Annotated in this window: 34 protein-coding genes; 31 read left to right on the top strand and 3 right to left on the bottom strand. The window is 30.9% G+C overall.

Annotated features, from left to right (window positions below; all coding sequences use genetic code 11):
* Positions 1-2: 2 nt before the first annotated feature.
* From WN975_RS21795 to rpe, 30 genes are all read left to right on the top strand, one after another.
* Positions 3-965 (top strand): hypothetical protein, encoded by a 963-nt coding sequence (locus WN975_RS21795; RefSeq protein WP_337968329.1) that lies wholly within the window; start codon positions 3-5, stop codon positions 963-965.
* A 292-nt stretch (positions 966-1,257) separates the two neighbouring features.
* The gene (locus tag WN975_RS21790; protein ID WP_337968328.1) at positions 1,258-2,004 is read left to right on the top strand and encodes a hypothetical protein; all 747 of its coding nucleotides are present in this window, start codon (positions 1,258-1,260) and stop codon (positions 2,002-2,004) included.
* A 4-nt stretch (positions 2,005-2,008) separates the two neighbouring features.
* A complete protein-coding gene (locus WN975_RS21785; protein ID WP_337968327.1) occupies positions 2,009-4,795 on the top strand; it encodes a TonB-dependent receptor in 2,787 nt (928 codons plus the stop codon).
* 4 nt (positions 4,796-4,799) lie between these two features.
* Positions 4,800-6,014, top strand: coding sequence for a DUF4249 domain-containing protein (locus tag WN975_RS21780; RefSeq protein WP_337968326.1), 1,215 nt, complete (start codon positions 4,800-4,802; stop codon positions 6,012-6,014).
* Positions 6,002-7,747: a hypothetical protein gene (locus tag WN975_RS21775; RefSeq protein WP_337968325.1), complete on the top strand. Its 1,746-nt coding sequence runs from the start codon at positions 6,002-6,004 to the stop codon at positions 7,745-7,747. Before WN975_RS21780 ends, WN975_RS21775 begins: the two co-directional genes overlap by 13 nt.
* A gap of 181 nt (positions 7,748-7,928) precedes the next feature.
* A complete protein-coding gene (locus WN975_RS21770) occupies positions 7,929-8,342 on the top strand; it encodes a hypothetical protein (RefSeq protein WP_337968324.1) in 414 nt (137 codons plus the stop codon).
* A gap of 146 nt (positions 8,343-8,488) precedes the next feature.
* A complete protein-coding gene (locus WN975_RS21765; protein WP_337968323.1) occupies positions 8,489-10,219 on the top strand; it encodes an ATP-binding protein in 1,731 nt (576 codons plus the stop codon).
* Between the two features lie 145 nt (positions 10,220-10,364).
* Positions 10,365-12,593, top strand: a complete 2,229-nt coding sequence (locus tag WN975_RS21760; RefSeq protein ID WP_337968322.1) for a peptidase domain-containing ABC transporter — start codon at positions 10,365-10,367, stop codon at positions 12,591-12,593.
* A gap of 14 nt (positions 12,594-12,607) precedes the next feature.
* Entirely contained in the window at positions 12,608-13,897 is a 1,290-nt protein-coding gene (locus tag WN975_RS21755; RefSeq protein WP_337968321.1) for an HlyD family efflux transporter periplasmic adaptor subunit, read from the top strand.
* Positions 13,898-14,025: 128 nt separating this feature from the next.
* Positions 14,026-14,163 carry a bacteriocin gene (locus WN975_RS21750; RefSeq protein WP_337968320.1) on the top strand — a complete coding sequence of 46 codons (138 nt, stop codon included), beginning with the start codon at positions 14,026-14,028 and terminating at the stop codon, positions 14,161-14,163.
* 120 nt (positions 14,164-14,283) lie between these two features.
* On the top strand, positions 14,284-14,430 hold the full coding sequence (locus WN975_RS21745) for a hypothetical protein (protein WP_337968319.1): 147 nt from the start codon (positions 14,284-14,286) through the stop codon (positions 14,428-14,430).
* A 51-nt stretch (positions 14,431-14,481) separates the two neighbouring features.
* On the top strand, positions 14,482-14,616 hold the full coding sequence (locus WN975_RS21740) for a bacteriocin (protein WP_337968318.1): 135 nt from the start codon (positions 14,482-14,484) through the stop codon (positions 14,614-14,616).
* Positions 14,617-14,631: 15 nt separating this feature from the next.
* Positions 14,632-14,769 carry a bacteriocin gene (locus WN975_RS21735; RefSeq protein ID WP_337968317.1) on the top strand — a complete coding sequence of 46 codons (138 nt, stop codon included), beginning with the start codon at positions 14,632-14,634 and terminating at the stop codon, positions 14,767-14,769.
* 63 nt (positions 14,770-14,832) lie between these two features.
* A complete protein-coding gene (locus WN975_RS21730; RefSeq protein WP_337968316.1) occupies positions 14,833-14,976 on the top strand; it encodes a hypothetical protein in 144 nt (47 codons plus the stop codon).
* 60 nt (positions 14,977-15,036) lie between these two features.
* A complete protein-coding gene (locus WN975_RS21725; RefSeq protein WP_337968315.1) occupies positions 15,037-15,174 on the top strand; it encodes a hypothetical protein in 138 nt (45 codons plus the stop codon).
* A 28-nt stretch (positions 15,175-15,202) separates the two neighbouring features.
* Entirely contained in the window at positions 15,203-15,346 is a 144-nt protein-coding gene (locus WN975_RS21720; protein ID WP_337968314.1) for a hypothetical protein, read from the top strand.
* Positions 15,347-15,396: 50 nt separating this feature from the next.
* Positions 15,397-15,531 carry a hypothetical protein gene (locus WN975_RS21715; RefSeq protein ID WP_337968313.1) on the top strand — a complete coding sequence of 45 codons (135 nt, stop codon included), beginning with the start codon at positions 15,397-15,399 and terminating at the stop codon, positions 15,529-15,531.
* 39 nt (positions 15,532-15,570) lie between these two features.
* On the top strand, positions 15,571-15,711 hold the full coding sequence (locus WN975_RS21710; protein WP_337968312.1) for a bacteriocin: 141 nt from the start codon (positions 15,571-15,573) through the stop codon (positions 15,709-15,711).
* A 26-nt stretch (positions 15,712-15,737) separates the two neighbouring features.
* On the top strand, positions 15,738-15,881 hold the full coding sequence (locus WN975_RS21705) for a bacteriocin (RefSeq protein WP_337968311.1): 144 nt from the start codon (positions 15,738-15,740) through the stop codon (positions 15,879-15,881).
* 149 nt (positions 15,882-16,030) lie between these two features.
* Positions 16,031-16,144: a bacteriocin gene (locus tag WN975_RS21700; protein WP_337968310.1), complete on the top strand. Its 114-nt coding sequence runs from the start codon at positions 16,031-16,033 to the stop codon at positions 16,142-16,144.
* 39 nt (positions 16,145-16,183) lie between these two features.
* Positions 16,184-16,324 (top strand): bacteriocin, encoded by a 141-nt coding sequence (locus WN975_RS21695; RefSeq protein ID WP_337968309.1) that lies wholly within the window; start codon positions 16,184-16,186, stop codon positions 16,322-16,324.
* A gap of 44 nt (positions 16,325-16,368) precedes the next feature.
* Positions 16,369-16,512, top strand: a complete 144-nt coding sequence (locus WN975_RS21690) for a bacteriocin (RefSeq protein ID WP_337968308.1) — start codon at positions 16,369-16,371, stop codon at positions 16,510-16,512.
* A 43-nt stretch (positions 16,513-16,555) separates the two neighbouring features.
* Positions 16,556-16,696 carry a hypothetical protein gene (locus tag WN975_RS21685; RefSeq protein WP_337968307.1) on the top strand — a complete coding sequence of 47 codons (141 nt, stop codon included), beginning with the start codon at positions 16,556-16,558 and terminating at the stop codon, positions 16,694-16,696.
* A 44-nt stretch (positions 16,697-16,740) separates the two neighbouring features.
* Positions 16,741-16,887 carry a hypothetical protein gene (locus WN975_RS21680; RefSeq protein ID WP_337968306.1) on the top strand — a complete coding sequence of 49 codons (147 nt, stop codon included), beginning with the start codon at positions 16,741-16,743 and terminating at the stop codon, positions 16,885-16,887.
* Positions 16,888-17,010: 123 nt separating this feature from the next.
* Positions 17,011-17,145 carry a hypothetical protein gene (locus tag WN975_RS21675; RefSeq protein ID WP_337968305.1) on the top strand — a complete coding sequence of 45 codons (135 nt, stop codon included), beginning with the start codon at positions 17,011-17,013 and terminating at the stop codon, positions 17,143-17,145.
* A gap of 25 nt (positions 17,146-17,170) precedes the next feature.
* A complete protein-coding gene (locus WN975_RS21670; protein ID WP_337968304.1) occupies positions 17,171-17,314 on the top strand; it encodes a hypothetical protein in 144 nt (47 codons plus the stop codon).
* A gap of 265 nt (positions 17,315-17,579) precedes the next feature.
* Positions 17,580-18,326 (top strand): response regulator transcription factor, encoded by a 747-nt coding sequence (locus WN975_RS21665; protein WP_337968303.1) that lies wholly within the window; start codon positions 17,580-17,582, stop codon positions 18,324-18,326.
* A 202-nt stretch (positions 18,327-18,528) separates the two neighbouring features.
* Positions 18,529-18,780, top strand: a complete 252-nt coding sequence (locus WN975_RS21660; protein WP_337968302.1) for a hypothetical protein — start codon at positions 18,529-18,531, stop codon at positions 18,778-18,780.
* 156 nt (positions 18,781-18,936) lie between these two features.
* Complete coding sequence (locus WN975_RS21655; protein ID WP_007804760.1) at positions 18,937-19,800, top strand: sigma-70 family RNA polymerase sigma factor; 864 nt, start codon at positions 18,937-18,939, stop codon at positions 19,798-19,800.
* A gap of 473 nt (positions 19,801-20,273) precedes the next feature.
* Positions 20,274-20,936 (top strand): ribulose-phosphate 3-epimerase, encoded by a 663-nt coding sequence (rpe, locus tag WN975_RS21650; protein ID WP_337968301.1) that lies wholly within the window; start codon positions 20,274-20,276, stop codon positions 20,934-20,936.
* 72 nt (positions 20,937-21,008) lie between these two features.
* On the opposite strand, the gene WN975_RS21645 is transcribed toward rpe, so the two are convergent.
* Positions 21,009-21,848 (bottom strand): AraC family transcriptional regulator, encoded by an 840-nt coding sequence (locus WN975_RS21645; RefSeq protein WP_337968300.1) that lies wholly within the window; start codon positions 21,846-21,848, stop codon positions 21,009-21,011.
* 83 nt (positions 21,849-21,931) lie between these two features.
* Here WN975_RS21645 and WN975_RS21640 point away from each other — a divergent pair, with 83 nt between their 5' ends.
* Positions 21,932-23,467, top strand: a complete 1,536-nt coding sequence (locus tag WN975_RS21640; RefSeq protein WP_337968299.1) for an MFS transporter — start codon at positions 21,932-21,934, stop codon at positions 23,465-23,467.
* Positions 23,468-23,681: 214 nt separating this feature from the next.
* Here the strand turns inward: WN975_RS21640 and WN975_RS21635 are convergent, their stop codons facing one another.
* Positions 23,682-24,464 (bottom strand): DNA/RNA non-specific endonuclease, encoded by a 783-nt coding sequence (locus WN975_RS21635; RefSeq protein WP_337968298.1) that lies wholly within the window; start codon positions 24,462-24,464, stop codon positions 23,682-23,684.
* A 147-nt stretch (positions 24,465-24,611) separates the two neighbouring features.
* Positions 24,612-26,795: a carboxy terminal-processing peptidase gene (locus tag WN975_RS21630; protein ID WP_337968297.1), complete on the bottom strand. Its 2,184-nt coding sequence runs from the start codon at positions 26,793-26,795 to the stop codon at positions 24,612-24,614.
* Between the last annotated feature and the right edge of the window lie 202 nt (positions 26,796-26,997).

Here is a 26,997-nt window from a genome sequence, read left to right as displayed (position 1 = left end):
TTATGAAATATCAAGAATCGTTTTTAAAGGCGCTTAGGGCTAAAATCCCAAAATCTACTTCTATAATAGATGAAATCGCTACAGTTTTAGAAATAAGCTACGACGCATCGCACAGAAGAATATCTGAAAAAAGTAAATTTTCGATTGATGAAACCATCACATTGGCAAATCATTTTAATATTTCATTGGACAATCTATTTTCGAAAAAAGAAAAGGTAATTGTAGAAAAGACAATCGAGATTGAAACCTTAAAAGATATGCTTCAATATTTCAAAACATCTGCAGAACAAATTGAAGTATTGACTAAAAATCCCAATACAACGCTATTTTATTCTGCTAAAGATATTCCGCTATTTTATTTTATGGACGGAACCATTTTATCAAAATTCAAAGCTTTTGTCTGGCTGAATCTTTTAAACACAAATCAAAAAAAAGTCAGTTTTGAAAGCTTTATAATCGAAGAATCTTTTGCAGAATATATGCAGAAGTTGAAAAATGTATATGAAAATACGGTAGTAAATGAAATCTGGAATGACACTACAATAAACAGTAGTTTACAACAAATTCTATATTTTCATGAAGCTGGTTTACTTTCTTTAAAAAACGCAAATGCTCTTTGCAAAGACCTGAAAAGAATTATCAATGTGATTCAGGAAAAATGCAATGTGAAAAATACAAATTTCAATATTTATTATAATGAGTTAATTCTACTCAACAACAATATGCTTATTGAAACGGAAGAAAAACTAACTATGTTTGTTCCTTACACGCTCTTAGGTTACTTTATAACTGATAATGAGGAAAGTTGTAATAATGTTCATCAATTTTTTAAACAACAAATTATCAATTCAAAACCTTTAGGACAATCGGGCATTAAGGAACAAAATCTATTCTTTAATCGAGCCATTCGAAAAATAGATTATTATATTGAAAAAATTAATTCTCAAGTTGACTTATTATTTTAAAAGCTGATATTACCGCTTTACTTTACTAGAATAATTTTCATAAAAAATCCTCAATTCAAATAAAATGAATTGAGCGTTTCGTTTTTTTAATGTTTTCTCATAAAAAACTGTTCCTTTTTAATTTTTTAAGACATTTGTTTATAAAAAAACCTGATTTATTAAACAAAATGAGGTTTCCCGTAAAAAAATATAGACTTTTTATTACATTTTAACATTTGTTCAATATTTATTTATACAATTTTTTAATACTTTTGAAATCCACCATACCAAAAACATAAAAACCACAATTCTTTTGAAAAATCACAAAAAACACCACATCAGTATCCTCTTATTTGGATTTTTATTAAATATTTCAAATTTATATAGCCAATCTAATAAAGAAGAATCATTTCACAACTGGTTTGACAATTCTGTAGGTAAAGAAAATCTAAATATTAACAATGGACCATCTTACAGAGACAATTATGTAACAATTGGCGATAATAATATGTACTACATCGCCAACAAATTCACGAAAGGTAATGTAACTTATGAAGGTCAAACTTATTATGATTTAAACATTAAATATGACCTTTATAGAGATCAATTGATCATAAATCCACTTGGTGATTCTAAATATTCTTCAATTGCCCTTATTCAAGACAAAATATCTGCATTTACTGTTAATGGTAAAAACTTCGTAAAGCTAAATAAAGAAGTATCTCCATTACCACAACTGACTACGGGTTATTATGAATTGAATGTTCTTCGGGAAGGTTTTAACTTTTACATCAAACATTACAAGAAGATGGAAAGTAAGACTCAGGATCTTAAAGCATATTCTTATTTCACAGAAGACAATAGCTATTTTATCTTTTATAATAATACTTATTACGTCAGCAATAGTAAAAGTGATGTTTTAAAAATTTTTCCAACTCTAAAAAAACAGATTAATGATTTTTATGCAATGAATAGAGAAATTCGAAAATCAGACAACGATCAGTTTATGATCAATCTTCTTAAACACATTAACTCTTCTCTATTAATTACAGAAAAATAAACTTATGAGAAAAATTGTACTTATTCTACTTACTTTAATTTTCAATCAATTCTTACTTGCACAAGATACAAATGATAAAGTATCTCTTGAATTTAAAGATGCTAATTTGATGACCGTAATTCAAACTATTGAAGCTTCATCATCTTATCGTTTTTATTTTGATGCTGAATGGATTAACTCAAATAAAAACTTATATACGGGAAGCTATAAAAATGTTTCTATTGATGATGTATTAAACAAAGTATTCAGCAATACTAACTTAAACTATCTTATTCTTAAATCGAAAGTAATTTTAACCAACAACAGCAGTATTCACAGTAAATTACCTGCTAATTATTTTCCTAAATCAAATAACAATAACCCTAATCAAGCGGGCAGAATAATTCAAAACCCGATATTTTACCAACAATATGATTCTTTACAAAATAGTACTGGTTCTAAAAAGAATCTGGCTATAACTTTTATTGGTAAAGAAACAGATATTACTGATAAGAAAAACAGCACTATTACCGGATATATTAGAAATGGTTCGACAAACAAACCTGAGCCTAATATCTATATGAAGGTCCGTAATAAAAACATAAGCGCCGTAAGTGATCAGGACGGACATTATATTCTACAGGTTCCTCCAGGAATTAATGTGATTGAAATTAAATCGCTTAGTTTCAAAAAACTTGTACAAACAATAATGGTTTATAATGATGGTCCGCTTGATCTTGAAATTCAGGAAGACACCAACTTATTGGATGAAGTAATCATAAGAAGCAAAAGGCCAAAAACTGTAGAAACCGTTATTTCAGGACTTGTGTCTATTGATATCGAAGCGTCAAAGACGGTACCTTTAATATTAGGAGAACGCGATATTCTTAAAGTTGCAACTACTTTTCCGGGGATAAAAACTACTGGAGAAGGTTCTGCCGGATTTAATGTTCGTGGAGGAAAAGAAGATCAAAACTTAGTTCTTCTGGACAATGCTGTACTTTATAATCCGCAGCATTTCTTAGGTTTTTTCTCTGCAATAAATCCTTATACTGCCAAGAAAGCTGATATTTATAAAGGTAGTATTCCTGCTGATTTTGGTGGTCGTTTATCTTCTGTTTTTGATATAAGCACTAAAAACGGTAATGCAGAAAAGATTTCAGGTGAAGGTGCTGTAGGTCCAATAACCTCAAATATCACTGTCGGATTACCTATTCAAAAGAATAAATCGAGCATTATTGTTGGATTAAGAGCCACTTATTCTGACTGGATTTTAAAATCATTAGACAATGAAGATTTAAAAAATAGTGAAGCTGGATTCTATGACGGAATCATGAAATACAACAATACTATTAACAAAAACAATTCAGTTGAAGCAACGTTGTATTACAGCCACGACCGTTTCAGTATTAGTTCTGATTCATTATATAAATATAGTAACCGTCTTGCTTCTGCAAAATGGGATCATACTTTTAATAAAAAAAATAAAGGAGCTTTGCTTTTCACTAATAGTGAATACAAATTCAACATTGATTACGACTCTAATAATAGTAATAATTCTTTTGACTTTGGATACAAAATAAATGAAACGCAACTTATGGCGAAACTTAACTATTTGTATAGTGAGAAACACAGCATAAACTATGGTGTTTCGAGTAAGTTATACAATGTTAGTCCAGGTTTTCAGCATCCTAAAAACCCTGATTCGCCTATAGTTCCAATTGACATTCCAAAAGAAAAAGGTCTTGAATCTGCGATTTTCATAGCTGATAATTTTAAATTAAACAGCAAATTATTAATCGATATAGGATTACGCTATTCTTTTTATGCTGCTTTAGGAGAAGCCAATCAACGAATTTATCAAGACGGATTACCTCTTGATGACGCCTCTTATATCGAAACGAAACACTACGGAAACAATGAAGTTATAAAAACATATGGCGGTTTTGAACCTCGTATTGCCGCGCGTTATTTCTTTACTGACGATTTTTCTATAAAAGCAAGTTTTGATCAGACAAGACAATATATTCACTTGCTTTCGAACAATGTAACACAATCTCCTACAGATACATGGACATTATCGAATACGAATGTAAAACCTCAAAGCGGACAACAATATTCGTTAGGTTTATACAAAAATTTACATGATAATGAAATCGAACTTAGTCTGGAAGGTTATTACAAAAGATCACAAAATATATTAGATTATAAAGTTGGCGCAGAATTAATCCTGAATGACAAAGTAGAAACGCAGCTTTTGCAAGGAGAAGGAAAAGCATATGGCGTTGAGTTTTTAATTAAAAAATCAATTGGAAAATTAAACGGATGGATTGGATACACGTATTCCAGAACACTGATAAAACTTGACAGTAAATTTGACTCAGAAATAGTAAACAACGGTAAATATTTTGCTGCAAATTTTGACAAACCTCATGATTTAAGTGCGGTTTTAAATTATAAATTTACAAAGCGTTATAGTTTATCAACTAACTTTTTATACCAAACAGGTCGACCAATTACATATCCTATAGGAACATACCATTACGGAAATGCTGAATACACTTTGTACAGTGACAGAAATAAATATCGAATTCCGGATTATATTCGTTTAGATATCGGGCTTAACATCGAAGGAAATCATAAAATAAAAAAACTGGCACATAGTTTCTGGAACGTATCTGTATATAATGTCTTAGGCAGAAGTAATCCTTACTCTATTTATTTTGTTACCGAAAAAGGACAAGTAAAAGCATATAAAACGTCTATTTTTTCTATTCCGGTGCCTAGTATAACTTATAATTTTAAATTTTAACGAAATGCATTTTAAAACCGATATAATCAAACATTCAAATAAAATTATTCTTTTCTTTCTGCTAAGTTTTTTCATTAGTAGTTGTTCAGAAAGCTATAACTTACAAACTGATACTTATGAAGAAGCTATAGTTATAGAAGCAACTTTGACGAATGAACTTAAAAAACAAGAAATAAAGATCACCAAAACTTCTCGATTTGAAGATACAGATGTCGCTGTAGAAACTGGCGCAAATGTGGTTGTAAAAGACAATCTTAACAACGAATATCTTTTCACGGAGAAATCTGGCGTTTATGTTTCAGAATCAGAATTTGAAGTTGTTGCAAACAGACAATATACTTTAGAAGTAAAAACAAAAGATGGTAAAGTTTATAGATCATCTTCTGAAACTTTACCAACGGTAACTCCTATTACTGATGTTACTGCAAGTGTGGTAGTAAATAGTAAAAACGAGACTGGAGTGCAATTAAATGCAAACAGCTATGATCCAAATAGAACTTCTAATTATTACAGATACGAATATGAAGAAACTTATAAACTTGTAGCGCCTAAATGGACTAATGACAGAGCAACGGTAACTGGTCCCAAAAGTATAAGAATTGACGATGATAATGATCCCGCCAAAAAAATCTGTTATTCGACACAAAAATCAACCGATATAATTGTAACCAGCACAAACAATCTAACAGAAGATCGTGTTAATTTTCCTGTACGATTTATAAAAGAAAATGATTATAAAATTGCCCAAAGATACAGTATCTTGGTAAGACAATATGTAGAAAACAAAGCAGCTTATACTTTTCATAAAACTATGAAAGAGATATCGAGCTCTTCTAGTGTATTATCTCCAAAACAGCCTGGTGTATTTTCGGGTAACATAAGATGTATTAGCAATGTAGATGAAAAGGTTATGGGCTATTTTGATATTGCAACAGTATCTTCTAAAAGAATCTTTTTTAACTATACAGACTTTTTTCCTCCCACAAATAATCCTGCTTATATTAATGCATGCGAACCTATGAAACTTAACTTCTGTTTTGCACTTAATTCCACGCCAGCATGTGACGGATATACCGTGATTTCAGGTCTTCAAGGCGGTGGACTATTATACTACGCTGGTGACGCTGATGAGGGCTCAACGATAATTATGGTTGAAACACCATGCGGAGACTGTACTTCTTTTTCGTCTAACATAATACCTTCATTTTGGAAAGAATAAAATACATTTTATTATTGATATTGATTATCAATGTAAACCCGATTATAGCACAACAAAACACTTCTGTAGATGAAAGTGTATTTATCCATGCAAATGCAACAACATTTGTTACAGGAGAGAAACTATTGTATAAAGTTTATAGCTTAAAAAATACCGATAAAACACCAAGTACTCTAAGCAAAGTAGCTTATGTTGAGCTTGTAGACGGTAGTGGGAAAAGCATGTTTAAAAACAAACTGTACTTAAAAAACAGTACTGGAGAAGGCGATTATTTCATTCCTACAACCATTAAAACAGGAAGTTACAAACTTATTGGGTATACCAATTGGATGTTAAATACTTCTGTTTCTAAGATGTTCCAAATTGATATTAAGATTATAAATCCATATCAAATCAGTGAATCTAATTCCGTAGAAAATAAAGCAGTTTCAGAAAAAACAAATCCAACAAGTCCTGCAGTAACTTCTACATCTAAAACTGAAGAAAATGCATCGGATAAAAACTTCAAGATAAAATCAAACAAAGATGTTTTCTCTAATCGTGAGAAAGTTACATTAGGAATTGAGTCTTCTGCTTTATCTCCTGAAAAAGGAAGTTATTCATTATCTGTTCGAAAGAAAGACAATTTGCCAACAACAAATCAGTTAACGGCAAGTGAGTTTTCTAAAGTTTCGGCTGAAATTGAGTCTAATTTGCAAAATAAAAATGCAATAATTCTTCCTGAACTTCGTGGAGAAATGATTTCCGGTAAAATAATTTCCAAAAGTTCAACAAACAATAGTCTACAAAATATAATTATAGCATTGTCTATTCCTGGGAAATCGTTTGCCTTTAAAGCTGTAAAAACAAATGAAGCCGGTCGTTTTATTTTCAATTTGGACAAACCTTATTATAACAACGAAATAGTTTTACAAATTGTAGGCGAGCAAAAAGATAACTATACTATAGAACTTGATAAAGCAAGTGAACCGGATTATCCAAAACTAGCATTTCAATCTAATTTTAATTTAACAAGCGAAATTGAAGACGCTTTACTAGAAAGGTCAGTTGCAAGCCAAATTGAAAACGCTTATTATACAGATAAAATAGACAGTATAATTAAACCGGAAAATATAGATCCGTTTTACTATCCTATTGCCAAAAAATATATTCTTAAGGATTTTACAAGATTCCCTTCCCTAAAGGAAACAATTACGGAAATAGCAACTGAACTATATTACAGACAAAGCGGCGGCGATTATTCTTTGCATGTAAATGATTATAATCTTCATACACAATTACCTGAATTGCCATTAGTAATAGTTGATGGTTATATGTTGCAAAATATAAACGAACTTTTCAACTTTAATATGGCAAATATTTATAGTATCAGTATCATAACTGGTCCCTATTATGTAGGTCCTAAAGTTTTTAATGGTATCGTAAGTTTTGTTACTGTAGACGGTAATTTTACTAGTTTGCAAAAAGACAATTACCTCTATAAACCTACCATATTGAGACCTTCTGCAAAAAAAACATACTATAGTCCTGATTATGCTGTTGGAAACAATTTGCAACGAATACCAGATTATAGATATCAATTATTGTGGAAACCAAATGTAGCATTAGATCAAAAAGAAGATAATATTTCTTTTTATACTTCTGACGTAAAAGGAAGCTTTGAAGTTGTCTTAGAAGGTTTTACAGAAAAAGGACAACCTGTTTATCTTTCTAAAACGATTAGTGTGGAATAAAAGTGATTTGTTTTTTAAAGCATTTAAACAACAAAACGAACCCAATTAGGATCGAATTTAACAAATAGTCAATAAATTTAGCGTTAATGAAGAAAAACTAAAGGTATTTCATAATTTATTCAAAGAAAAAAAATACCTTTAGCCTACCAAAAATAAAGATATTAACCCTAAAAACCCTATTATGGCATTGAACATTATTCAAATTACAAAAATTAATGGTCCAGATTTTTTATTTGAAGACAAAACTGATATTGAATTCCCCGTTGCACCTTTAGCTTCGGTAAATTCTTATAACAATAATGGACAACAAACATTAAAAATTTGTGCTACTCTATACATCAATTCTAAAAATTCAAAAAAACCGGACGTAATAAAAACAAAAGAAAAAGGAAAAAAACTAAAAATTTATTTTGATTACGATTGGGATGAGGAAACACCTGAAACTTATGATGTTTGGTATGTAGAGGTAGATTATACTTCTGAAACTGTTGGAGACATTAAAACAGTAATATCTTATTTACGAGATATAGGTCCTGTAGAGGGTAACGAGGAACCAACACTATCTAGAGGCACAAGGACAAGTTCAGGAGGTTAATCCAAAACAGGTGCTACGCTAAATTTATAGATTTCCACCATTTTGTATTGATGATTATCGTTTTGTAATAAATATTTCACAGAAATTATAATTCATTAATCATCAATACTTATTATTAGATCTAGTAATTTTTCAAAATACCAATAATGATTCAAAAAATACATTACTTCCTTTTTATTCTTCTTTTTTTACCTTTAATAGTCTTATCACAACCAGAAAAAAAATTAAATTATTTTGAGATTGCCATCCAAAAAAAAGCAAAAGCAGGCAAAAGTGAACTCAACTTTAACAAAGCACAATATTTTTTTCTAAAAAAAGAATGGGATTCAACATTGGTATACGCAATGAAACAATTGAATTCTAGTTCTGATTTAGAAACAAAAAACTATTGTCATTATTTCAGGGGTTATTCGTTAAAAAAGAAAGATCTACACAAACAAGCACTAGTTGAATTCAACTTAATAAATAAATCTTTCGAATATTATTATTTAGTCAATAATAATATTGGACATTTATTTCATTTTGAAAAAAAATTCGAAAAAGCAATTGTTTATTTTTTAAAGGCTGAAAAAGAGATACTGAATCATAAAGATGAAGAAGAAATAGCCGATTTATACACAAATATTGGAATATGTTATTTACACTTAAATCAATTTTCTAAAGCAGAATCATATTTTAAAAAAGATGCTCTTTTAAATCCTAAACGAGCTACAAAAAATGTAATTCGATCCAATATAAATCTTGCTGGTCTTTATTATCAACAATATAAAGACGCACAAGCAATATACTATTTTCAAAAAGCCTATACCTTATCTAAAAGTGTAAAAGACTTCAACTTAAAAAAAGACGCAGCATTTAACATGGCTGTTGTAGAAGAAAACAGAAGTGATTTTAAAAAAGCTTTAGAATATCGAAAAGAATCAGAGCAATGGAAAGATTCGGTAAACAATCAAAACAAAATTTGGGCAGTTGCTGATTATGAGAAGAAATTTGCTGTAGCTCAAAAACAAAAACAAATCAAAGTACTTGAAGTCCAAAACAAACTGAAAAATGCAGAGCGTAACGCTTTCTTTTTTGCTGCAATTGGTTTATTATTACTTCTAACCACCGGTGTTTATTTTTATGCTCAAAAAGTAAAAAATGCCAAAATTATATTACTCCAAAAAAATAAACTCGATGAACTCAACGCAACTAAAGATCAATTGTTCTCGATTGTAAGTCATGATCTAAGATCTTCTGTAAACGCACTCAAAACAAGTAACGCTAAATTATCTGCAACTCTTGAAACTAAAAATTACGATGAATTAAACCAACTCATTATACAAAATAGCACTATTGCCAATGGCGCTTACAGCTTACTCGACAATTTATTGCATTGGGCAATGTTGCAAACCAAGCAATTGTATTTTCATAAAGAATCAGTGCATTTACACTCTGTTGTTCAACAAATTGAGTATAATTACAAACCTTTACTTCTTGATAAAACCATTACTTTTGAAAATTCGGTTTCAAAAAACATCTTTATTTTCGTAGATCTTGATTCGTTAAAAATTGTACTTCGAAATCTATTAGACAATGCTATTAAATTTTCTAACGAAAACGGAAAAATCCGCTTTTACTCCGAAGACACCAATACTGATTTCTGTAAACTCATCATTCAAGATTCAGGAATAGGAATGAAAGAAAGTACTATTCAGGAATTGCTTTCAGAAGGCGAATTGTTATCTAAGAAAGATAACTCCGAAATTATAGGAACTGGTTTAGGTTTACAATTATGCAAACAAATGATCAAGAAAAATAGCGGAACTTTAGCTATAGAAAGTGAACTCAATAAAGGAACAAAAATGATTTTGAGTTTTCCAAAAACAATTGTTTAAAAATCCTTCTGCATAGGGTGATTGTTTTCAAAATAAAATTACTTTTATATATTAAAAATCAGGAAATGATTATACTCTAATCTACAAATAGTAGCTTGTATTTTAGTACCAGTAAATCAAAAATGCATCAATTTGAAATAAAAGAATGAGAAAAAAATACCCCCATTATCATCAATATGATTTTATGGATTGTGGTCCTACATGCATTAAAATGATTTGCAAATACTATGCTAAGAATATCGATCTGGCGTACTTAAGAGAAATATCATTTATATCCGGACAAGGTACTTCAATGGCAGGACTAGTTGATGCTTCTGAAAAAATTGGCTTTGCAACCATGGGGCTTCAAATTACCTATGAATCCTTATCTGAAGACATCCCGTTACCATGCGTTGTTCATTGGCGTCAACGGCATTATGCTGTAGTATACGAAATAAAAAAAGACAAAGTAATTGTGGGAGATCCTGCAAATTTTGGATTAATAACATATTCTAAAAAAGATTTCTTAGAAGGTTGGCTTGCTACCAAAAAACCACAAGATGATTCTGAAGGCATTGCATTAGTTCTAGAACCTACTCCCCTTTTTTACGAAAATGAAGAGCATGTTACCAAAAAAACTAATTTAATTGGTTTTTTAAATCAATATATCAGACCACACAGAAAATATATTGCGCAGGTATTTTTAGGGCTATTTTTTGGTACAATTATACAATTAATATTTCCTTTTCTGACCCAACAAATTGTAGATACCGGTATCAACACTCGTAACCTCAACTTTATATATCTTATATTAATTGCTCAGGTTGTACTGTTTATATCTCAATCTGCGTTGAGTATTTTCCGGAATTGGATTATTCTGCATGTTACAAGCAGAATGAATTTAAGAATGCTCTCTGATTTTATTATTAAATTAATGAATCTTCCTATTGTCTATTTTGATAGTAGGGCAACCGGAGATATTTTACAAAGACTTAAAGATAATTATAGAATTCAGGAATTTTTATCTACAACAACACTTGATGTGCTTTTTTCTACGCTTACACTCCTTGTATTTAGCAGTATACTAGCCTATTTTAATATGTATTTGTTTTTAGTATTTGTAATAGGTTCAGCTTTGTATATGACCTGGATTATGCTGTTTATGAAAAAACGCGCTGAATTGGATTTCCGTTATTTTGATCAACAAGCAAACTACCAAAACACAACTATTCAGTTAGTAAACGGAATGCAGGAAATCAAGCTTAATGGTTCCGAAAAACGTCGCCGTTGGGATTGGGAAGCGCTACAAGCAACATTATTTAAACTAAACATTAAAAACTTATCATTAAATCAAAGTCAGAATGAAGGTGGCCGATTCATAGATCAGATAAAAAATATTTTCATAAGTTTTATCGCTGCCAAGGCAGTTATAAACGGAGAAATGACTTTGGGAACAATGCTTTCTGTACAGTACATTATTGGCCAAATGAATGTTCCTATCAATAATTTTTTAGGTTTTATAAGAAGCTATCAGGATGCTAAATTAAGTTTACTTCGTCTTTCCGAAATTCACAATAAACCTAATGAAGAACCTCTTGACGGAGGCTTTATTAATGAACTCCCTGAGAACAAAACCATTAAAATCGAAAACTTAAATTTTAGATATGGTAGTTCCGCCTCAGAAATGGTTTTAAAGAACATTAACATTACCATTCCCGAAGGAAAAGTAACTGCGATTGTTGGTGCAAGCGGAAGCGGTAAAACAACATTATTAAAATTACTGCTAAAATTTAACGATCCTACCAGTGGTCAGGTTTTTGTAGGCCCAACTAATCTTAAAAATTTAGGTTTCAATTCCTGGAGATCAAATTGTGGTGCTGTTATGCAAGACGGATTTATTTTTGCAGATACTATTTCCAGAAATATCAGTGAATCTGATATAAATGGGCTAATTGACCAAAAAAAGTTAAGAATCGCATCGCAAACTGCTAATATAACCGAATTTATTGAAGGATTGCCTAATAGTTATTTAACCAAAATTGGGTCTAGCGGTATTGGAATAAGCGGTGGCCAAAAGCAACGTATTCTTATTGCCAGAGCTGTTTACAAAAATCCGGAATACATCTTCTTTGACGAAGCAACTTCGGCATTAGATGCAAACAATGAAACGGTAATTATGAAGAACCTCAATGAATTTTTCAAAGGTCACTCAGCTACAGAAAACAACAAAACTGTTATTGTAGTAGCGCACCGTTTAAGCACCGTAAAAAATGCGGATCAAATCATTGTACTCGACAAAGGCGAAGTAGTAGAACAAGGCACACACACTGAATTAGTCGCAAAAAAAGGATACTATTTTACATTAGTAAAAAACCAACTAGAACTTGGTGAATAATAAATAAATCAGATATGCCAAATACATCAGAAACAGATTCAAGTAGCGAAGCCGTAAGAGATTATTTAGAACAAATTCCGAGTCAATTGATACGATGGGGAACAATAATTCTTTGCTTTGTTTTATTCATCTTATTTAGCATTACCTGGTTTATAGAATACCCTTCTATTGTTCGTACTGATTTTAAACTGATTTCTGTACAAGTACCAAAACCTGTCATTGCAAAAGTAAACGGACGATTGGAAAGTTTATTTGTAACCGATAATCAAGTCGTAAAAAAAGGGCAAACTCTAGGTTATGTAGAGAGCACGGCAAAACACGAAGAGGTTTTGAGCCTTGATAAAGAATTAGATCAATTGGTTTCTATTGGCAATCAAAAAGATTTGACAAAATTGAAACATTGGCATTTAAAAAATTATCAAAATCTTGGTGATGTACAACTTGCTTATCAGGACTTTCAAAAAATTTATGTACAAACATTGGCTTTATTTAGTGATGGGTATTACCAACAAAAGCAAAATTTCTTAAAAAATGACATTCAGGAATTAATTCATTTAAGTCAAAATTTAAAAAATCAAAAAACAATTCTAAATCAGGATGTAGCCCTACAAGAAAAAGAGTTCAAAATGAACCAATCTTTGTACAAACAAAATATAATAGCTCCAGCCGAATTAAACAAGGAAGAAAGTAAATTATTAGCAAAGAAAATACCTATAAAAAACACAGAAACCTTCTTAATAAACAATACAATGCTAATCAGATCCAAAGAAAAAGAACTCTTGGATCTGGACAAACTTGCCTTAGAACAAAAAGAAACATTTAAACAATCTCTAAATACCTTAAGAAGTGTTATCGCCTTGTGGAAAAACAAATATATACTAACAACACCAAGTCAAGGTGTTGTAAACTTTACAAATTCATTGCAGGCAAAGCAAAATCTTAAAGCAAACAGCATTGTACTATATGTTGCTGACCACAAAAACAAATATTTGGGCGAAATTAAAATTCCACAGGATAATTTTGGAAAAATAAAAACCGGACAAACTGTACTTATAAAATTTCAAGGATATCCGTTTGAAGAATTTGGCGCAGCCGAAGGTCAAATAAAATCAATTGCTCAAATACCAACTCCTGAAAACAAGAGTTTTTATGCCATTGTTACTCTACCGAATGGTCAAAAAACAACAAACAATACCAATATTATTTTTAGAAATGGTATGACAGCATCTGCCGAAATTATTACAGAAAATAAAACTCTGGCGGAGCGTTTATTTTATAGTTTTAAAAAAGGTATCAGTAGGTAATTCCACTAATTTTCTGTAATAATCTATTAGACAAATTAATGAATTTATTTTGTCCTAATTTTTCCTACCAATTTTTCTACTGTCTTATTTTTTTGTTTATTTTTATTTAATCCAAAAAATAAAATACCATGAAAAATAAATCCATAAAAACTACAGCACCAAAAAAAGCTGAAAACCTAAAACCTCTTTCTAAAAATCAACTTGAAACTATTGTTGGCGGACCGGAAACTTCCAGAGGAACTGAAACTGGAGTAAGATATCCCTAAACCAATTTCTAAGAATCAACTTAAAACTATCGAACAGAAAACTTATTCTGATATAGAACTATAGTGAATATTTAATTTTATTTACTCCCCTCCTTAATCATTTAATTTAACCCAAAAAACATGACGAGCCAAAACACAACTATCAAAAAAACAGAAAAAACTGAAATGCTAAAAAACCTTAAATCTCTTTCCAAAAATCAACTTGAAATTATTGTTGGCGGACCAGAAACTTCTAGAGGAACTGAAACTGGTGTTGGAAAACAGTAGAGGCATCAATAATTAACAACTTCAATATTAAAATTTAACTAAACAACAATCATGAAAACCAAATCAAGAGAAAATAAAAAAATCACGAAATTAAAAGATCTTAAACCTCTTTCTAAAAATCAACTTGAAACTATTGTTGGCGGACCGGAAACTTCCAGAGGAACTGAAGTAAATGTAAAACCTTAACATTTTAATAAAATTATGAAAAATCTAAAAAATAAAAGCTTAGAGAAAGCTAGCAGATTAAAAAACCTAAAACCTCTTTCTAAAAATCAACTTGAAACTATTGTTGGCGGACCAGAAACCTCTAGAGGAACTGAGGTAAAAGTTGGAACTTAATAAACATATAATGTTCCAGTGCGAAACTAATCCAATTACTAGATTTAATTTAACCAAAAAAACATGAAAAATCAAGAAATAAAAACGGTAAACTTAGAAAAAGCAAGAAAACTAAAAAAGCTAAAATCTCTTTCAAAAAAACAACTAGAAACTATTGTGGGAGGGCCCGAAACTTCTAGAGGGACTAAAACTGAAGTAACCCCATAGCTAGCATATCAAAAATGTTTAGAAGTAACAAACCCAATATTAAAATTTAATCCACTAACCATGAAAAATAAAGTAATAGAAACTAAAAACATTACAAAACTAAAAGACCTAAAATCCCTTTCTAAAAACCAACTTGAAATTATTATTGGCGGGCCTGAAACTTCTAGAGGAACTGTAACTGGAGTAGCTAAAGGATAGAATTTCATAATCAAAACAAACTATTATTATGACAAACAAAATTATCAAAGTCCCAAACACAGAAAAAGCAACAAGAATAAAAAACCTTAAATCTCTTTCTAAAAATCAACTAGAAACTATTGTGGGAGGACCAGAAACTTCTAGAGGTACAACGACAGGTGTTGGAGAATAGTCAAATTATTAACAAGCAACAAGTCTAGCATTAAATTCAACTAATCAACTATGAAAAATAAAGCTATAGAAACCAAAAACATTGCCAAACTAAAAGACCTTAAACCTCTTTCTAAAAGTCAACTTGAAACTATTGTGGGAGGACCAGAAACTTCTAGAGGAACTGTAACTGGAGTAGGTCACTAATCAAATTCTACAACCAAAGATTAATTTAAATAAACTATTATGAAAAACAACACAACCAAAGATCTAAATACAGAAAAAAATACAAGACTAAAAAACCTTAAACCCATTCCTAAAAAGGAACTAGAAACTATTATTGGCGGACCAGAAACCTCTAGAGGAACTAAGACTAATGTTCCTTAATATTAATCAAAAATCATAGCCTAATTATGAAAAACAAGGAAGTAAAAACAACAAGCTTAGAAAAAACGATAAAAATAAAAAGTCTTAAATCTCTTTCTAAAAAACAACTTGAAACTATTATTGGCGGTCCAGAAGTTTCTAGGGGGACAAAAGTAGATGTAACTCCATAAAACATCAAAAATATTCACTAGATAACAACACGATTAACCATTATAAATTATTCAATCTCATCCTGTAAATCGAGATGTTAATAGCCAATATATGTTTATAAAATTAAAACTATATAATTATTAAAAACCAGAATGCAAAAACTACAAACTTGGAAAAAGCTTCAAAACTAAAAAACCTTAAAAATCTTTCTAAAAATCAACTCGAAACTATTGTTGGCGGACCAGAAACTTCAAGAGGTACTGAAACTGGAGTAGGTCACTAATCAAATTTTACAACCAAAGATTAATTTAAATAAGCTATTATGAAAAACAACACAACCAAAAACGTTAATACAGAAAAAAATACAAGATTAAAAAACCTTAAACCTATTCCTAAAAATGAACTAGAAGCTATTATTGGTGGACCAGAAACTTCCAGAGGAACTAGAACGGAGATTCCTTAAGTTTATTACCACTTTATTATTAATCAAAAAATTATAAACTAATTATGAAAAACAACGAAGTAAAAACCACAAGCTTAGAAAAAACGATAAAAATAAAAAGTCTTAAACCTCTTTCAAAAAATCAACTTGAAACTATTGTTGGCGGGCCGGAAACAACTAGAGGAACTAGAACTGGAGTAGGTGAATAATACAAACTAAATCCTTATTCAATCATTTAATTTTAAAAAAAATATGAAAAAACAAGAAATAAAAATAACAGACCCGAAGAAAACTGCGAAGTTTAAAAACTTAAAACCTATTCCTAAAAATGAACTAGAAGTTATTATCGGTGGACCAGAAACTTCAAGAGGAACTAGAACTGAACTTCCTTAAGTTTATTACCACTTTATTATTAATCAAAAAATCATAAACTAATTATGAAAAACAAGGAAGTAAAAACCACAAGCTTAGAAAAAACAACAAGACAAAAAACACTTAAACCCCTTTCTAAAAGGCAGCTTGAAACTATTATTGGCGGACCAGAAACTTCAAGAGGAACTGAAACAAAGCCTACAAAGCCTTAAATCTTTTTCTAAAAGCCAACTTTAAACTATTGTTGGTGGACCAAAAACTTCTAGAGGAACTGAAACCAAGCCTACACGTCCATAAAACATATTTTATCACTCGTTTACTATAATTAATTTACTATGAAAAATAAAGCTACAGAAAATAAAAGCATTGTAAAATTAAAAAACCTAAAACCTCTTTCTAAAAGCCAGCTTGAAACTATTATTGGCGGACCGGAAACTTCCAGAGGAACTACGACACAAGTTGGCAATTAAGATTGTTATCTAAAACAAAAAGTCTATGAAAAATAAACCAACCACAAACACAGAGAAAACATCGAACTTAAAAAACTTCACTTCTCTTTCTAGAAAACAATTACAAACTATTTCAGGAGGAGATGATCCAAAAACATCTAGAGGCACAAAGACAAGTGCAGCAGTTTAATTCAAATGCAATTAGTCTATTAAATTTAAAATTTTAGATTCTTTTTATTCATAGGCATTGTTTTAAAATAAAAACCCAATCTTTTTTAATTAAAAAAGATTGGGTTTCTGTTTTATTGTATTCTATAAATCACAATAACATCTTTTGTTTTAATAAAGCTCTTCAAAAAATACACTTTAAATAATCCTTTTTTCTATAATAATTCTTTACTTTACTCCACCAAAAACCTTATTAACAATACTTGCTTTCCCAAAAACAATAAATAATGGATAATATCAATGTTTTAATAATAGAAGATACTCCAGAACAAAGCGATGCGCTTACCAAAGTATTGCTTGAAAACAATTATACCATTGCCGGAGTTGCCACAAGTTTTACTGATGCTATAAAGCTTTTTTACGAAAACACCGTTGATATCATCATCATCGATGTGTTTCTTGACGGAAAACCAGACGGAATTACGTTTGCTGAATCTATAAATATTATTCCGAATGCTTCAAAACCTTTTGTCTTTTTGACCAGTTCGCATGATCGCCAGATTTTTGAACGTGCAAAACTCACAAAACCTTTCAGCTTCCTGATGAAACCTTTTAATGAGTTAGAAATTCTGTATGCGATAGAAATGGCTGTAGAAAAGTTCTACGAACAAACAAATGTGTTTTTAAGCGAAGAACAAGACACGGTGATCAGCAATGATTATTTATTTATAAAGAAGAAAAACTCACTAAAAAAAGTTGCCATAAGTGACATTCTATATATCGAAGTCGAAGAACGATATTGCAATATTATTACCGAAAAAGAAAAATTTGTCATTCAGATCTCGCTTACCAAAATCAGTAATTTATTAGACAAGAATAAATTCATAAAAACGCACCGAAACACTATTGTCAATACAGACAAAATCGAAGAAATTATTCTCGCTGACAATCTTGTTATCCTAAAAGGAAACCACAAAATAAACCTAAGCGATACTTATAAAGACTTTATAAAAAAGATGAATATTTTATCCTAAAAAGCTCTTTACTTAAAATATAAAAAACGACAAATCCTCTTTGAAACAAAGGGGATTTGTCGTTTTTAGTGGCCAATTTATTGATTTACAATCTTCCTGAATGCTTTTATGACAAGAAAATTAGCTTTCATGACATTTCTCAGCTATAAAGGCAAAATCAAAATTACTTTTACATTCGTAAACAACAAAAAACCTACTAACAATGAGAATTGCATTAATTAACCAACCTGATATGAGGCCTTTATCAATCATGAAAAAAATAATTAATAATCCATGGGTTGGAGTTATTGCTTCATTAGCCGTAATAATTCCTTGTTTATATGAAATTCTGGATGATATTACGGTTCTTAGAAGAGAATATATATTATTAGTAATCTCATTTCCTATCTATATAAGATCACTTAAAAAGATATTTGACGAAATTTTAGATACATCTGATGACTTTTCAGAATAAAAAATAAGTTTGCTCCACTTCGATAAAACACTCCTAATTAAACTTTTAAGACGGAGTGTTTTTCATTTTAAAAAATATTTTACACATAGTTGTAACTTTTTTGTATCCTCTTACGTATAACTATTTGTACACTTAAAAATTGAGGAGACAAAAAACATGAGACAACTTAAAATCACCAAGCAGGTAACCAATCGTGAAACTGCATCGTTAGACAAATACCTACAAGAAATTGGAAAAGTTGACCTAATTACCGCTGATGAAGAGGTAGAATTAGCACAAAGAATAAAGGCTGGTGATCAAAGAGCTTTAGAAAAATTAACAAAAGCCAACCTACGTTTCGTTGTATCGGTTGCTAAACAATATCAAAATCAAGGATTAACTCTTCCAGATTTAATTAATGAAGGAAACTTAGGTTTAATTAAAGCGGCTCAACGTTTTGATGAAACTCGTGGTTTCAAATTCATCTCTTATGCCGTATGGTGGATTCGTCAATCGATTCTTCAGGCTTTGGCAGAACAATCTCGTATTGTTCGTTTACCATTAAACAAAATTGGTTCTATCAATAAAATCAACAAAATGTACGCTTTATTAGAGCAATCTAACGAGCGTCCACCTTCTGCTGAAGAAATTGCAAAAGAACTTGATATGACTGTAAATGACGTAAAAGAGTCTATGAAAAACTCTGGTCGTCACTTATCTATGGATGCTCCACTTGTTGAAGGTGAAGATTCTAACCTTTATGACGTTTTACGTTCTGGAGAATCTCCAAACCCGGACAGAGAGTTAATTCACGAATCATTGCGTACTGAAATCGAACGTTCTTTAGAAACATTAACTCCTAGAGAGGCAGATGTTGTTCGTTTATATTTTGGTCTTGGCGATCAACACCCAATGACTTTAGAAGAAATTGGAGAAACTTTCGACCTAACTCGTGAGCGTGTTCGTCAGATTAAAGAAAAAGCAATCCGTAGATTAAAACACACTTCTAGAAGTAAAATTCTTAAAACCTATTTAGGTTAATATTAAAAATATAAATCCAATATTTTAAATTCCAAATTTCAATTATTTTATTGGAATTTGGAATTTATTGCGAAAGTGCTTATATTGGACTTTAAAGCAAACAACAGTTTGATTGACTGTTCGTTTTTTGATTGATGATTGAAACTCCGGCTGATTACCGGAGTTTTTTATTTTTATTTTTTTACCGCAAAGTTCGCAAAGGTTTTTTTACCTTTTAGAATCTTGTAAAAACACAAAGTTCGCAAAGCTATATGTTAATCAAACTTTACACAAAGCTTTGTGAACTTCATAAACTCATCAAAAATTCAGCATAAAAACTTTGCCAGCTTTGCGTAAAATCTTTGCGGACTTTGCGGTAAAATCTCATTACATAGAAGCTTTCACTTAAAATACCTTACGAGCTTTGCGGTTAAATTTCACTATACAGCATAAAAAATTTATCTTTGTAAAAAAACAACACACACAACTACACAATGAAAAATACACTTATTGCTCCTTCTGTTCTTGCGGCTGATTTTGCCAATTTACAACGTGATATCGAAATGATCAACAACAGTCAGGCTGATTGGTTTCATATCGATATTATGGACGGAGTTTTTGTTCCGAATATTTCTTTTGGAATGCCAGTTTTAGAAGCAATTTCTAAACATGCAAAAAAATATATTGATGTACATTTAATGATTATTGATCCGGACAGATACATTAAAACTTTCGCTGATTTAGGCGCTAACGGATTAACAGTGCATTATGAAGCTTGTACACATCTTCACAGAACACTTCAGGCAATTAAAGCCGAAGGAATGAAAGCTGGAGTTGCGATAAATCCACACACTAATATTGATTTATTAGAAGATGTAATTAACGATATTGACTTAGTTTGCATTATGAGCGTGAATCCAGGTTTTGGAGGACAATCTTTCATCGAAAATACTTATGCTAAAATTCAAAAGTTAAAAGCTTTAATTACACGCAAAAATGCTTCAACATTAATTGAAATTGACGGCGGTGTAACAAGCAAAAATGCAAAACAATTAGTAGAAGCCGGAGCTGATGTTTTAGTTGCCGGAAGTTTTGTATTTAAAGCCGAAAACCCAACTCAAACAATAGTCGATCTAAAAAATTTGACTAATTTTTAAGTTTCAAAAAACGTACAAAAACAGAAGCCGAAGAGAAATCTTCGGCTTTTTTTATAATTAATCTGTAAAAAATCAATTCGGTAAAACCTTAGCTTTTCTATATCCGGTCAAGCTAATATTTCTATGTTTCTTGAAAAATTTATTAAGGTGACTTTCGTCCGAAAAACCAAATTCGGCTACAATTTCATTAATTCTCATATCACTAAAACTTAAGCGATGTTCTATCAGTCGTATTTTATAATTGGAAACAAAAGACTGAATCGTTTCTCCACAATGATTCTTAAAATAACTCCCGATATAAGTCTCTGATATATCAAATTTCTCTGCAATAGCCGAAGCTTTTAATTTTTGAGGAAATAAAATATTCCCTTGTATATAATTGATAATTTCCAGAATTCTCTTATCAGCACTTACCTTAACGCCTGATGGTTTTATTACTGCAATATTTCGCGCAGCAATTACTATTAGCGCATTTACATAATGACTAATTAAATCTTCATCATAAATATCCTTATTATCAATCGCATATATTAATGATTCGGCGATTGATCTCACCAGAAATTCGTCTGCTTTTCGTTTCAAAATACAACCTGATAAATGCGAGGCATAATGCAGCAGACATTCAATATGATCGATACTTTTTGAGCGATATTCCTTTACATATTCCGTATTAAGCTTAACCAATAAGAACTCTGTTGGCGTCGAAATATCAAATGTGTGATAATCATTTGGCGTAAGCAACATTAGATTTCCTGTTTGATACAATATCGAATTTCCATTTATACGTAAAAACCCTGTGCCTGAAATAACATAAACCATTTGAAAAAAACTAAGCTGTGAATTTACCATCGAACAATCTTCGACTTTTTTATAAATCACTTCAACGGATTGATGCATGTTCTCTTTTCTCATCTTGTAAAAGTACTTCTTTATCATTTAATTGTACCGATAAATAGATGTAATTCAGTTTATTTTTGCTAAAAATAATTTAAAAAATGAAGCAAAATTTTTACTCGTACAAAAACACAATTGTCTTAATTGCAATTTGTCTGGCTACATTAATGTTCTCTCTCGAAATTTCAAGTGTACCGGTTATACTTCCAACACTCGAAAAATTACTAAATGCCAATCTCAAAGACATGCAATGGATTATGAACATCTATACGATAGGTTGCACTACAGTTTTGATGGCTGCCGGAACACTTGCAGATCGATATGGCAGAAAACGTATTCTTATAATCACCTTAACTTTATTTGGCATTTCTTCATTAGTTTGTGGTTTAGCCGAAAATATAGTTTTATTGATAATCAGTCGTTTCTTTCAGGGAATAAGTGGCGGAGCAATGTTAATTTGCCAAATAGCCACTTTATCACATCAATTTCAGAAAGGAAAAGAACGTAGCAAAGCATTTGGTATTTGGGGAATTATTCTTGGTATTGGATTAGGTTTTGGTCCAATAATAGGCGGATCAATCATAGCGATTTTATCTTGGAAATGGGTATTTTTAATTCATGTTCCTCTCGCCTTTTTGGCTATTATTCTCGTTCACTTTTACGTAGACGAATCTAAAGATTCTGATGCTAAAAAAATAGATATTTGGGGTATGATTACCTTGTCTTTATCCGTATTCGGACTAACTTATTACATTACACAAGGTCCGGATCTTGGTTTTAGCAGTCCCATTGCTTTGGGTATTATAATCGCAACAATTATAAGTTTTATAATATTTTTACGCGTCGAAAAAACAAATCCTTATCCAATGTTTGACTTTTCGGTATTCAAAATTCGGAATTTTTCTGGGGCAATTCTTGGGTCAATTGGTATGAATTTTAGCTTTTGGCCTTTTATAATTTATTTACCCATTTATTTTCAAAGTTATTTAGGATACGATGTGGTAACTGTTGGTTTGTCTTTGCTCGCTTACACACTTCCAACTTTAATAATTCCACCTTTTGCCGAATATCTCACCGTTAAATATCGCTCAGGAATTGTAATTCCGTTAGGTTTGTTTGTAATCGGATTAGGTTTTATTGTTATGAGATATGGCAGTATTGCAGAACATGCCAGTTGGTTAACAATGCTTCCGGGCTCTTTACTCGCAGGAATTGGATTAGGATTAACCAATACACCAGTAACCAATACAACCACAGGATCAGTTTCTTCCAATCGTTCAGGAATGGCTTCCGGAATAGACATGAGTGCGAGATTAATTACTTTATCTATCAATATTGCTTTGATGGGATATCTATTAGTCGAAGGGATTTTTTCATACTTAGATACCGCTTTTTCCAAATCAATAGATTCAAAAACATTACATTCTATTTCAGAAAAAATAGCTGCAGGAAACTTTTCATCACTTAATAGAGACTTTCCAGAATTAAGCCTATTAGATTCGTCAAGTTCAATCTTGCATAAAGCTCTTGCTCATGGTTTTGAAATAATATTGCTTTACGGAGGAATTGGCGCTTGGATATTAGCTCTTTTGAGTTTTATATTATTTAATCCAAGAAAAAAGAAAAATAAGTTATAAGGTTGAAAGTTTACAATTTGTGCCTTTAGGCACTAAATATTGGTAAAAACTAAGTTTGTAATGTGCTGGCGTGCCGTAGGTACGCAACAGAATGCTAACTATTGCGTACCTACGGCACGCTAAATTTATTCATATTCCTGTTTTCTACCAATATTTAGTGCCTAAAGGCACATCTCAACTTTTGATTAGCATTTATAAACCTGTTTTTAGCAACTTAAAAATCCTTACTGCTTTTCAAGTTTTTCAAATTTGGAAAGAAATCAATTCCTGTCATTTTTTCAAGAGTCTCAATAGGAACTACAAAATCATAAAGTGATTTATTGCTATCTTCATTCGGAACCAAAAAAGCAATTGCTTTGTGTTCTTTACCAGATTTAGTTAGAATAATTTTATAAAAATATTTAGGGACGGCAACATTTTCGGTCCCTATTGTTTTATCCGAATCTTTCAGAATTCCACCCGTTACAACATAAATATCACTGTATTTCTCTGCCCAATAACGTGTCTTTTGCTCTAATCTATTCCAGATTCCGCTATTGAAATCATGCTTTTGAGGCGAAATATTAGACGTATAAAAAGTATCATTATAAGCGCTTTGATCAAATTCCATATCGCCTGCAGGGCAAAGATGTCCTTTATCATAACCTGATTTTTTGTAGTTTCTCCAATCCGCAGAACCTGTTGTCACACTTGGATCTTCAATAAAATACGGACGTTTATAATTCCCGTTTTTCAGATATTCTTTCTTTAATTCGTAAGCAACCCATTCGGCTTGCTCATATTTTTCATTATAAGAAAGTGTATAATATTTATGCTTAACAATTTGCTTTGTTGTAGATGTAGGCAAATATGAAACAGAAAATCCCGAACCTGTATTATTTTGATCCGAGACAAAACCAGATTCCTGTTCTTGTGCTAAATTTTCTTTTTCCTTGATTTCATTTTTACAAGACAAAAACAAAAAACCAATCAAACCTAAAACAATACAATTCTTCATACAACAATCTTTTTTTCAATATTCAACACTTAGTAAGGACTTCTAACAGATTACAAATTACTTCTTATACTATATAAACTTACAAAAAAACGCTCCAAAAATTAAGCTTTTTGGAGCGTTTTAATAACAAATTAGTTCTATAAAGATCTAAGATTTTACCAATTTATCCTTTTTCATTTTAGGAGAAACAGTGTTTTTTACATAACCTTTAGACTGTAAATCATCTAGTACATTCAAAGCCTCTTCCACATAAACGTCTTTAGATAAAGCCTGGTGCCAAGCATCTCTCTTTTCTTTTAATGTAGCGTCATTTTTCATTTCAAGCTCTTCGTAAGGCAAAGATTTAAAAGTCAAGCTATTTTTATAATCTGAAATAGGTTTGTATTTTTTACCTTCATTTTCAACTTGTTCCTGAGTAGCTTTAAAGCTAGTAATATTCAAGCTATAAGTATTCTCTTTATTCTTAACATCGATCCATTTTGCATTATCTTCAATCAATTTGAATTGTGCATTTTGAGCGATTCTGTTTTTACTATTATCAATTGCTTTAGCAAAATTCTCGTTTGAAGTCCAAGTGCTGTAATCAGCAGGATCAATTTTATCCCAAGGCATTGCATTGTCAATATCACGCTCACCCATTTTTAAGTAAGCATAACGATCTGGCATAACAACATCACTATGAACACCTTCTAACTGAGTTGAACCTCCGTTGATTCTGTAGAATTTTTGCCCTGTAATTTTCAAAGCTCCTAAATCTCCATAATTTGCATTACGAACAAATTGGTTCAAATCAAGTACATTTTGCACTGTTCCTTTACCATAAGTTTGTTTACTACCAATTATAACTCCACGTTTATAATCCTGAATTGCAGCAGCCAAAATCTCTGATGCAGAAGCCGAGAAACTGTTAACCATAATTACTAATGGTCCGTCCCACTCGATTTTTTTATCTTTATCGTATAAAACTTCTTTCTTTTTACCTGCAGATTTCACCTGAACAATTGGTCCTTCTTCGATAAATAAACCTGCAATATCAACAACTGTAGACAAAGATCCACCACCATCATCACGTACATCAAGTACGATACCGTTGATGTCTTCTTTTTTCAGTCTTTCTACTTCAAGAGCAATATCTTTTCCGGCATCACGACCATCTTTATTTTCAAAATCAATGTAGAATTTAGGTAAATAAATTACACCATATTTCAATCCATTTCTTTCTACAATACTAGATTTAGCATAAGTTTCTTCGATTTCAACAACGTCTCTTGTAATTGAAATTACTTTGATTGTTCCGTCAACTTTTTTAACTGTAAGTTTAACTTCAGTTCCTTTGTGACCTTTAATTTTTTTCACAACATCGTCCAAACGCATTCCAACTACATCAACTGGCTCTTCGTTTCCTTGTGCTACTTTCAAAATTAAATCTCCAGCTTCCAATTCTTTACCTTTCCATGCAGGACCTCCAGAGATCAATTCATCAATTTGAGTAAAGTCATTTTTCTTCACTAATCTTGCCCCAATTCCTTCTAGTTTTCCACTGATATTAACATCAAAACGATCTTTTTCTTCAGGTGCAAAATAGCTTGTGTGCGGGTCAAAACGTGTCATGATTGAGTTTACATATACAGAAAACCAATCTTCTTTGTTCAAATCTTTAATTACACCAAAGTTATCGTCTAGTGATTTTAAAGAACTATCACGAGTTTCTTTCTCTAATGTATCAAAAGATTTTTCTTTGTAAGCAGGATCTTTTTTCTTTTTATCCTCTTCTAATTTTTGTTTAGCAACAAGCGAAGAAAGTGTCGACAATTTGATTTGTTTTCTCCATCTTTCGTTGATTTCAGTTAGATTTTTTGCATACGGAATATGCTCATAATCGGCATTAAAACTCTCATCAACAGTATAGTTGAAAGGTTGCGCTAAAATAGTCTTATAACGTTTTTTGCTTTCTTCCATACGTTTCATCAATCTTGTATAAGTGAGATTGAAGAACGTCAAATCTTTATTCAAGAACTGATCGTCTAACTGCAATTCATATTGTTTGAATTCGTCAATATCAGACTGAAGAAAGAATCTCTTTGAAGGATCCAGCGCTTCGATATAATCTTTAAAAATTCCTTTAGAAAACTCATCATTTATTTCTGCAGGGCTGTAATGTCCTTTTTCAATAACAAAAGCAAGCAATTCTAAAAGCGTTTTATCTCTATTTGGGTCCGGGTCTATCGTTTTATCTGCATTAATCTTAAAAGCAAATAAGGTTAATGACAAGCATAATACAGCTATAAGTATTTTATAATTTCTTTTCATAAATTGAATAATAGCATTCATCAAATTTTTTAATCTAAGTTACGGTAAAAACTGTGCCAACAAAGCCAAGCTCACTATAATTTTTTGTTAAAGATATAAAAATGTTTGACGCGCTAAAATCTTCTTTAAATTAGTTGACAAATTTTACTTTATTTGTGACTATTCAACCAAAATCTGTCACTACATTTGTTTTAAAATCCTACATTTAAAACCATAATTCGTA

The sequence above is a fragment of the uncultured Flavobacterium sp. genome (genome assembly GCF_951805225.1).
GTDB lineage: Bacteria > Bacteroidota > Bacteroidia > Flavobacteriales > Flavobacteriaceae > Flavobacterium.
Note: the sequence above shows the minus strand (reverse complement) of the source record. Positions and strands in the feature narration are given on the sequence as shown.

Excerpts from the sequence above, each read along its gene's own strand:
- WN975_RS21645 (WP_337968300.1), bottom strand. The coding sequence starts at position 21,848 with ATGAGAAAAGAGAACATGCATCAATCCGTTGAAGTGATTTATAAAAAA.
- WN975_RS21745 (WP_337968319.1), top strand. The coding sequence starts at position 14,284 with ATGACGAGCCAAAACACAACTATCAAAAAAACAGAAAAAACTGAAATG.
- WN975_RS21690 (WP_337968308.1), top strand. The coding sequence starts at position 16,369 with ATGAAAAACAACGAAGTAAAAACCACAAGCTTAGAAAAAACGATAAAA.
- WN975_RS21715 (WP_337968313.1), top strand. The coding sequence starts at position 15,397 with ATGAAAAATAAAGCTATAGAAACCAAAAACATTGCCAAACTAAAAGAC.
- WN975_RS21670 (WP_337968304.1), top strand. The coding sequence starts at position 17,171 with ATGAAAAATAAACCAACCACAAACACAGAGAAAACATCGAACTTAAAA.
- WN975_RS21680 (WP_337968306.1), top strand. The coding sequence starts at position 16,741 with ATGAAAAACAAGGAAGTAAAAACCACAAGCTTAGAAAAAACAACAAGA.
- WN975_RS21735 (WP_337968317.1), top strand. The coding sequence starts at position 14,632 with ATGAAAAATCTAAAAAATAAAAGCTTAGAGAAAGCTAGCAGATTAAAA.
- WN975_RS21750 (WP_337968320.1), top strand. The coding sequence starts at position 14,026 with ATGAAAAATAAATCCATAAAAACTACAGCACCAAAAAAAGCTGAAAAC.
- WN975_RS21755 (WP_337968321.1), top strand. The coding sequence starts at position 12,608 with ATGCCAAATACATCAGAAACAGATTCAAGTAGCGAAGCCGTAAGAGAT.
- WN975_RS21635 (WP_337968298.1), bottom strand. The coding sequence starts at position 24,464 with ATGAAGAATTGTATTGTTTTAGGTTTGATTGGTTTTTTGTTTTTGTCT.
- rpe (WP_337968301.1), top strand. The coding sequence starts at position 20,274 with ATGAAAAATACACTTATTGCTCCTTCTGTTCTTGCGGCTGATTTTGCC.
- WN975_RS21780 (WP_337968326.1), top strand. The coding sequence starts at position 4,800 with ATGCATTTTAAAACCGATATAATCAAACATTCAAATAAAATTATTCTT.
- WN975_RS21795 (WP_337968329.1), top strand. The coding sequence starts at position 3 with ATGAAATATCAAGAATCGTTTTTAAAGGCGCTTAGGGCTAAAATCCCA.
- WN975_RS21730 (WP_337968316.1), top strand. The coding sequence starts at position 14,833 with ATGAAAAATCAAGAAATAAAAACGGTAAACTTAGAAAAAGCAAGAAAA.
- WN975_RS21675 (WP_337968305.1), top strand. The coding sequence starts at position 17,011 with ATGAAAAATAAAGCTACAGAAAATAAAAGCATTGTAAAATTAAAAAAC.
- WN975_RS21640 (WP_337968299.1), top strand. The coding sequence starts at position 21,932 with ATGAAGCAAAATTTTTACTCGTACAAAAACACAATTGTCTTAATTGCA.
- WN975_RS21760 (WP_337968322.1), top strand. The coding sequence starts at position 10,365 with ATGAGAAAAAAATACCCCCATTATCATCAATATGATTTTATGGATTGT.
- WN975_RS21685 (WP_337968307.1), top strand. The coding sequence starts at position 16,556 with ATGAAAAAACAAGAAATAAAAATAACAGACCCGAAGAAAACTGCGAAG.
- WN975_RS21725 (WP_337968315.1), top strand. The coding sequence starts at position 15,037 with ATGAAAAATAAAGTAATAGAAACTAAAAACATTACAAAACTAAAAGAC.
- WN975_RS21765 (WP_337968323.1), top strand. The coding sequence starts at position 8,489 with ATGATTCAAAAAATACATTACTTCCTTTTTATTCTTCTTTTTTTACCT.
- WN975_RS21770 (WP_337968324.1), top strand. The coding sequence starts at position 7,929 with ATGGCATTGAACATTATTCAAATTACAAAAATTAATGGTCCAGATTTT.
- WN975_RS21705 (WP_337968311.1), top strand. The coding sequence starts at position 15,738 with ATGAAAAACAAGGAAGTAAAAACAACAAGCTTAGAAAAAACGATAAAA.
- WN975_RS21710 (WP_337968312.1), top strand. The coding sequence starts at position 15,571 with ATGAAAAACAACACAACCAAAGATCTAAATACAGAAAAAAATACAAGA.
- WN975_RS21655 (WP_007804760.1), top strand. The coding sequence starts at position 18,937 with ATGAGACAACTTAAAATCACCAAGCAGGTAACCAATCGTGAAACTGCA.
- WN975_RS21660 (WP_337968302.1), top strand. The coding sequence starts at position 18,529 with ATGAGAATTGCATTAATTAACCAACCTGATATGAGGCCTTTATCAATC.
- WN975_RS21630 (WP_337968297.1), bottom strand. The coding sequence starts at position 26,795 with ATGAATGCTATTATTCAATTTATGAAAAGAAATTATAAAATACTTATA.
- WN975_RS21785 (WP_337968327.1), top strand. The coding sequence starts at position 2,009 with ATGAGAAAAATTGTACTTATTCTACTTACTTTAATTTTCAATCAATTC.
- WN975_RS21740 (WP_337968318.1), top strand. The coding sequence starts at position 14,482 with ATGAAAACCAAATCAAGAGAAAATAAAAAAATCACGAAATTAAAAGAT.
- WN975_RS21665 (WP_337968303.1), top strand. The coding sequence starts at position 17,580 with ATGGATAATATCAATGTTTTAATAATAGAAGATACTCCAGAACAAAGC.
- WN975_RS21695 (WP_337968309.1), top strand. The coding sequence starts at position 16,184 with ATGAAAAACAACACAACCAAAAACGTTAATACAGAAAAAAATACAAGA.
- WN975_RS21720 (WP_337968314.1), top strand. The coding sequence starts at position 15,203 with ATGACAAACAAAATTATCAAAGTCCCAAACACAGAAAAAGCAACAAGA.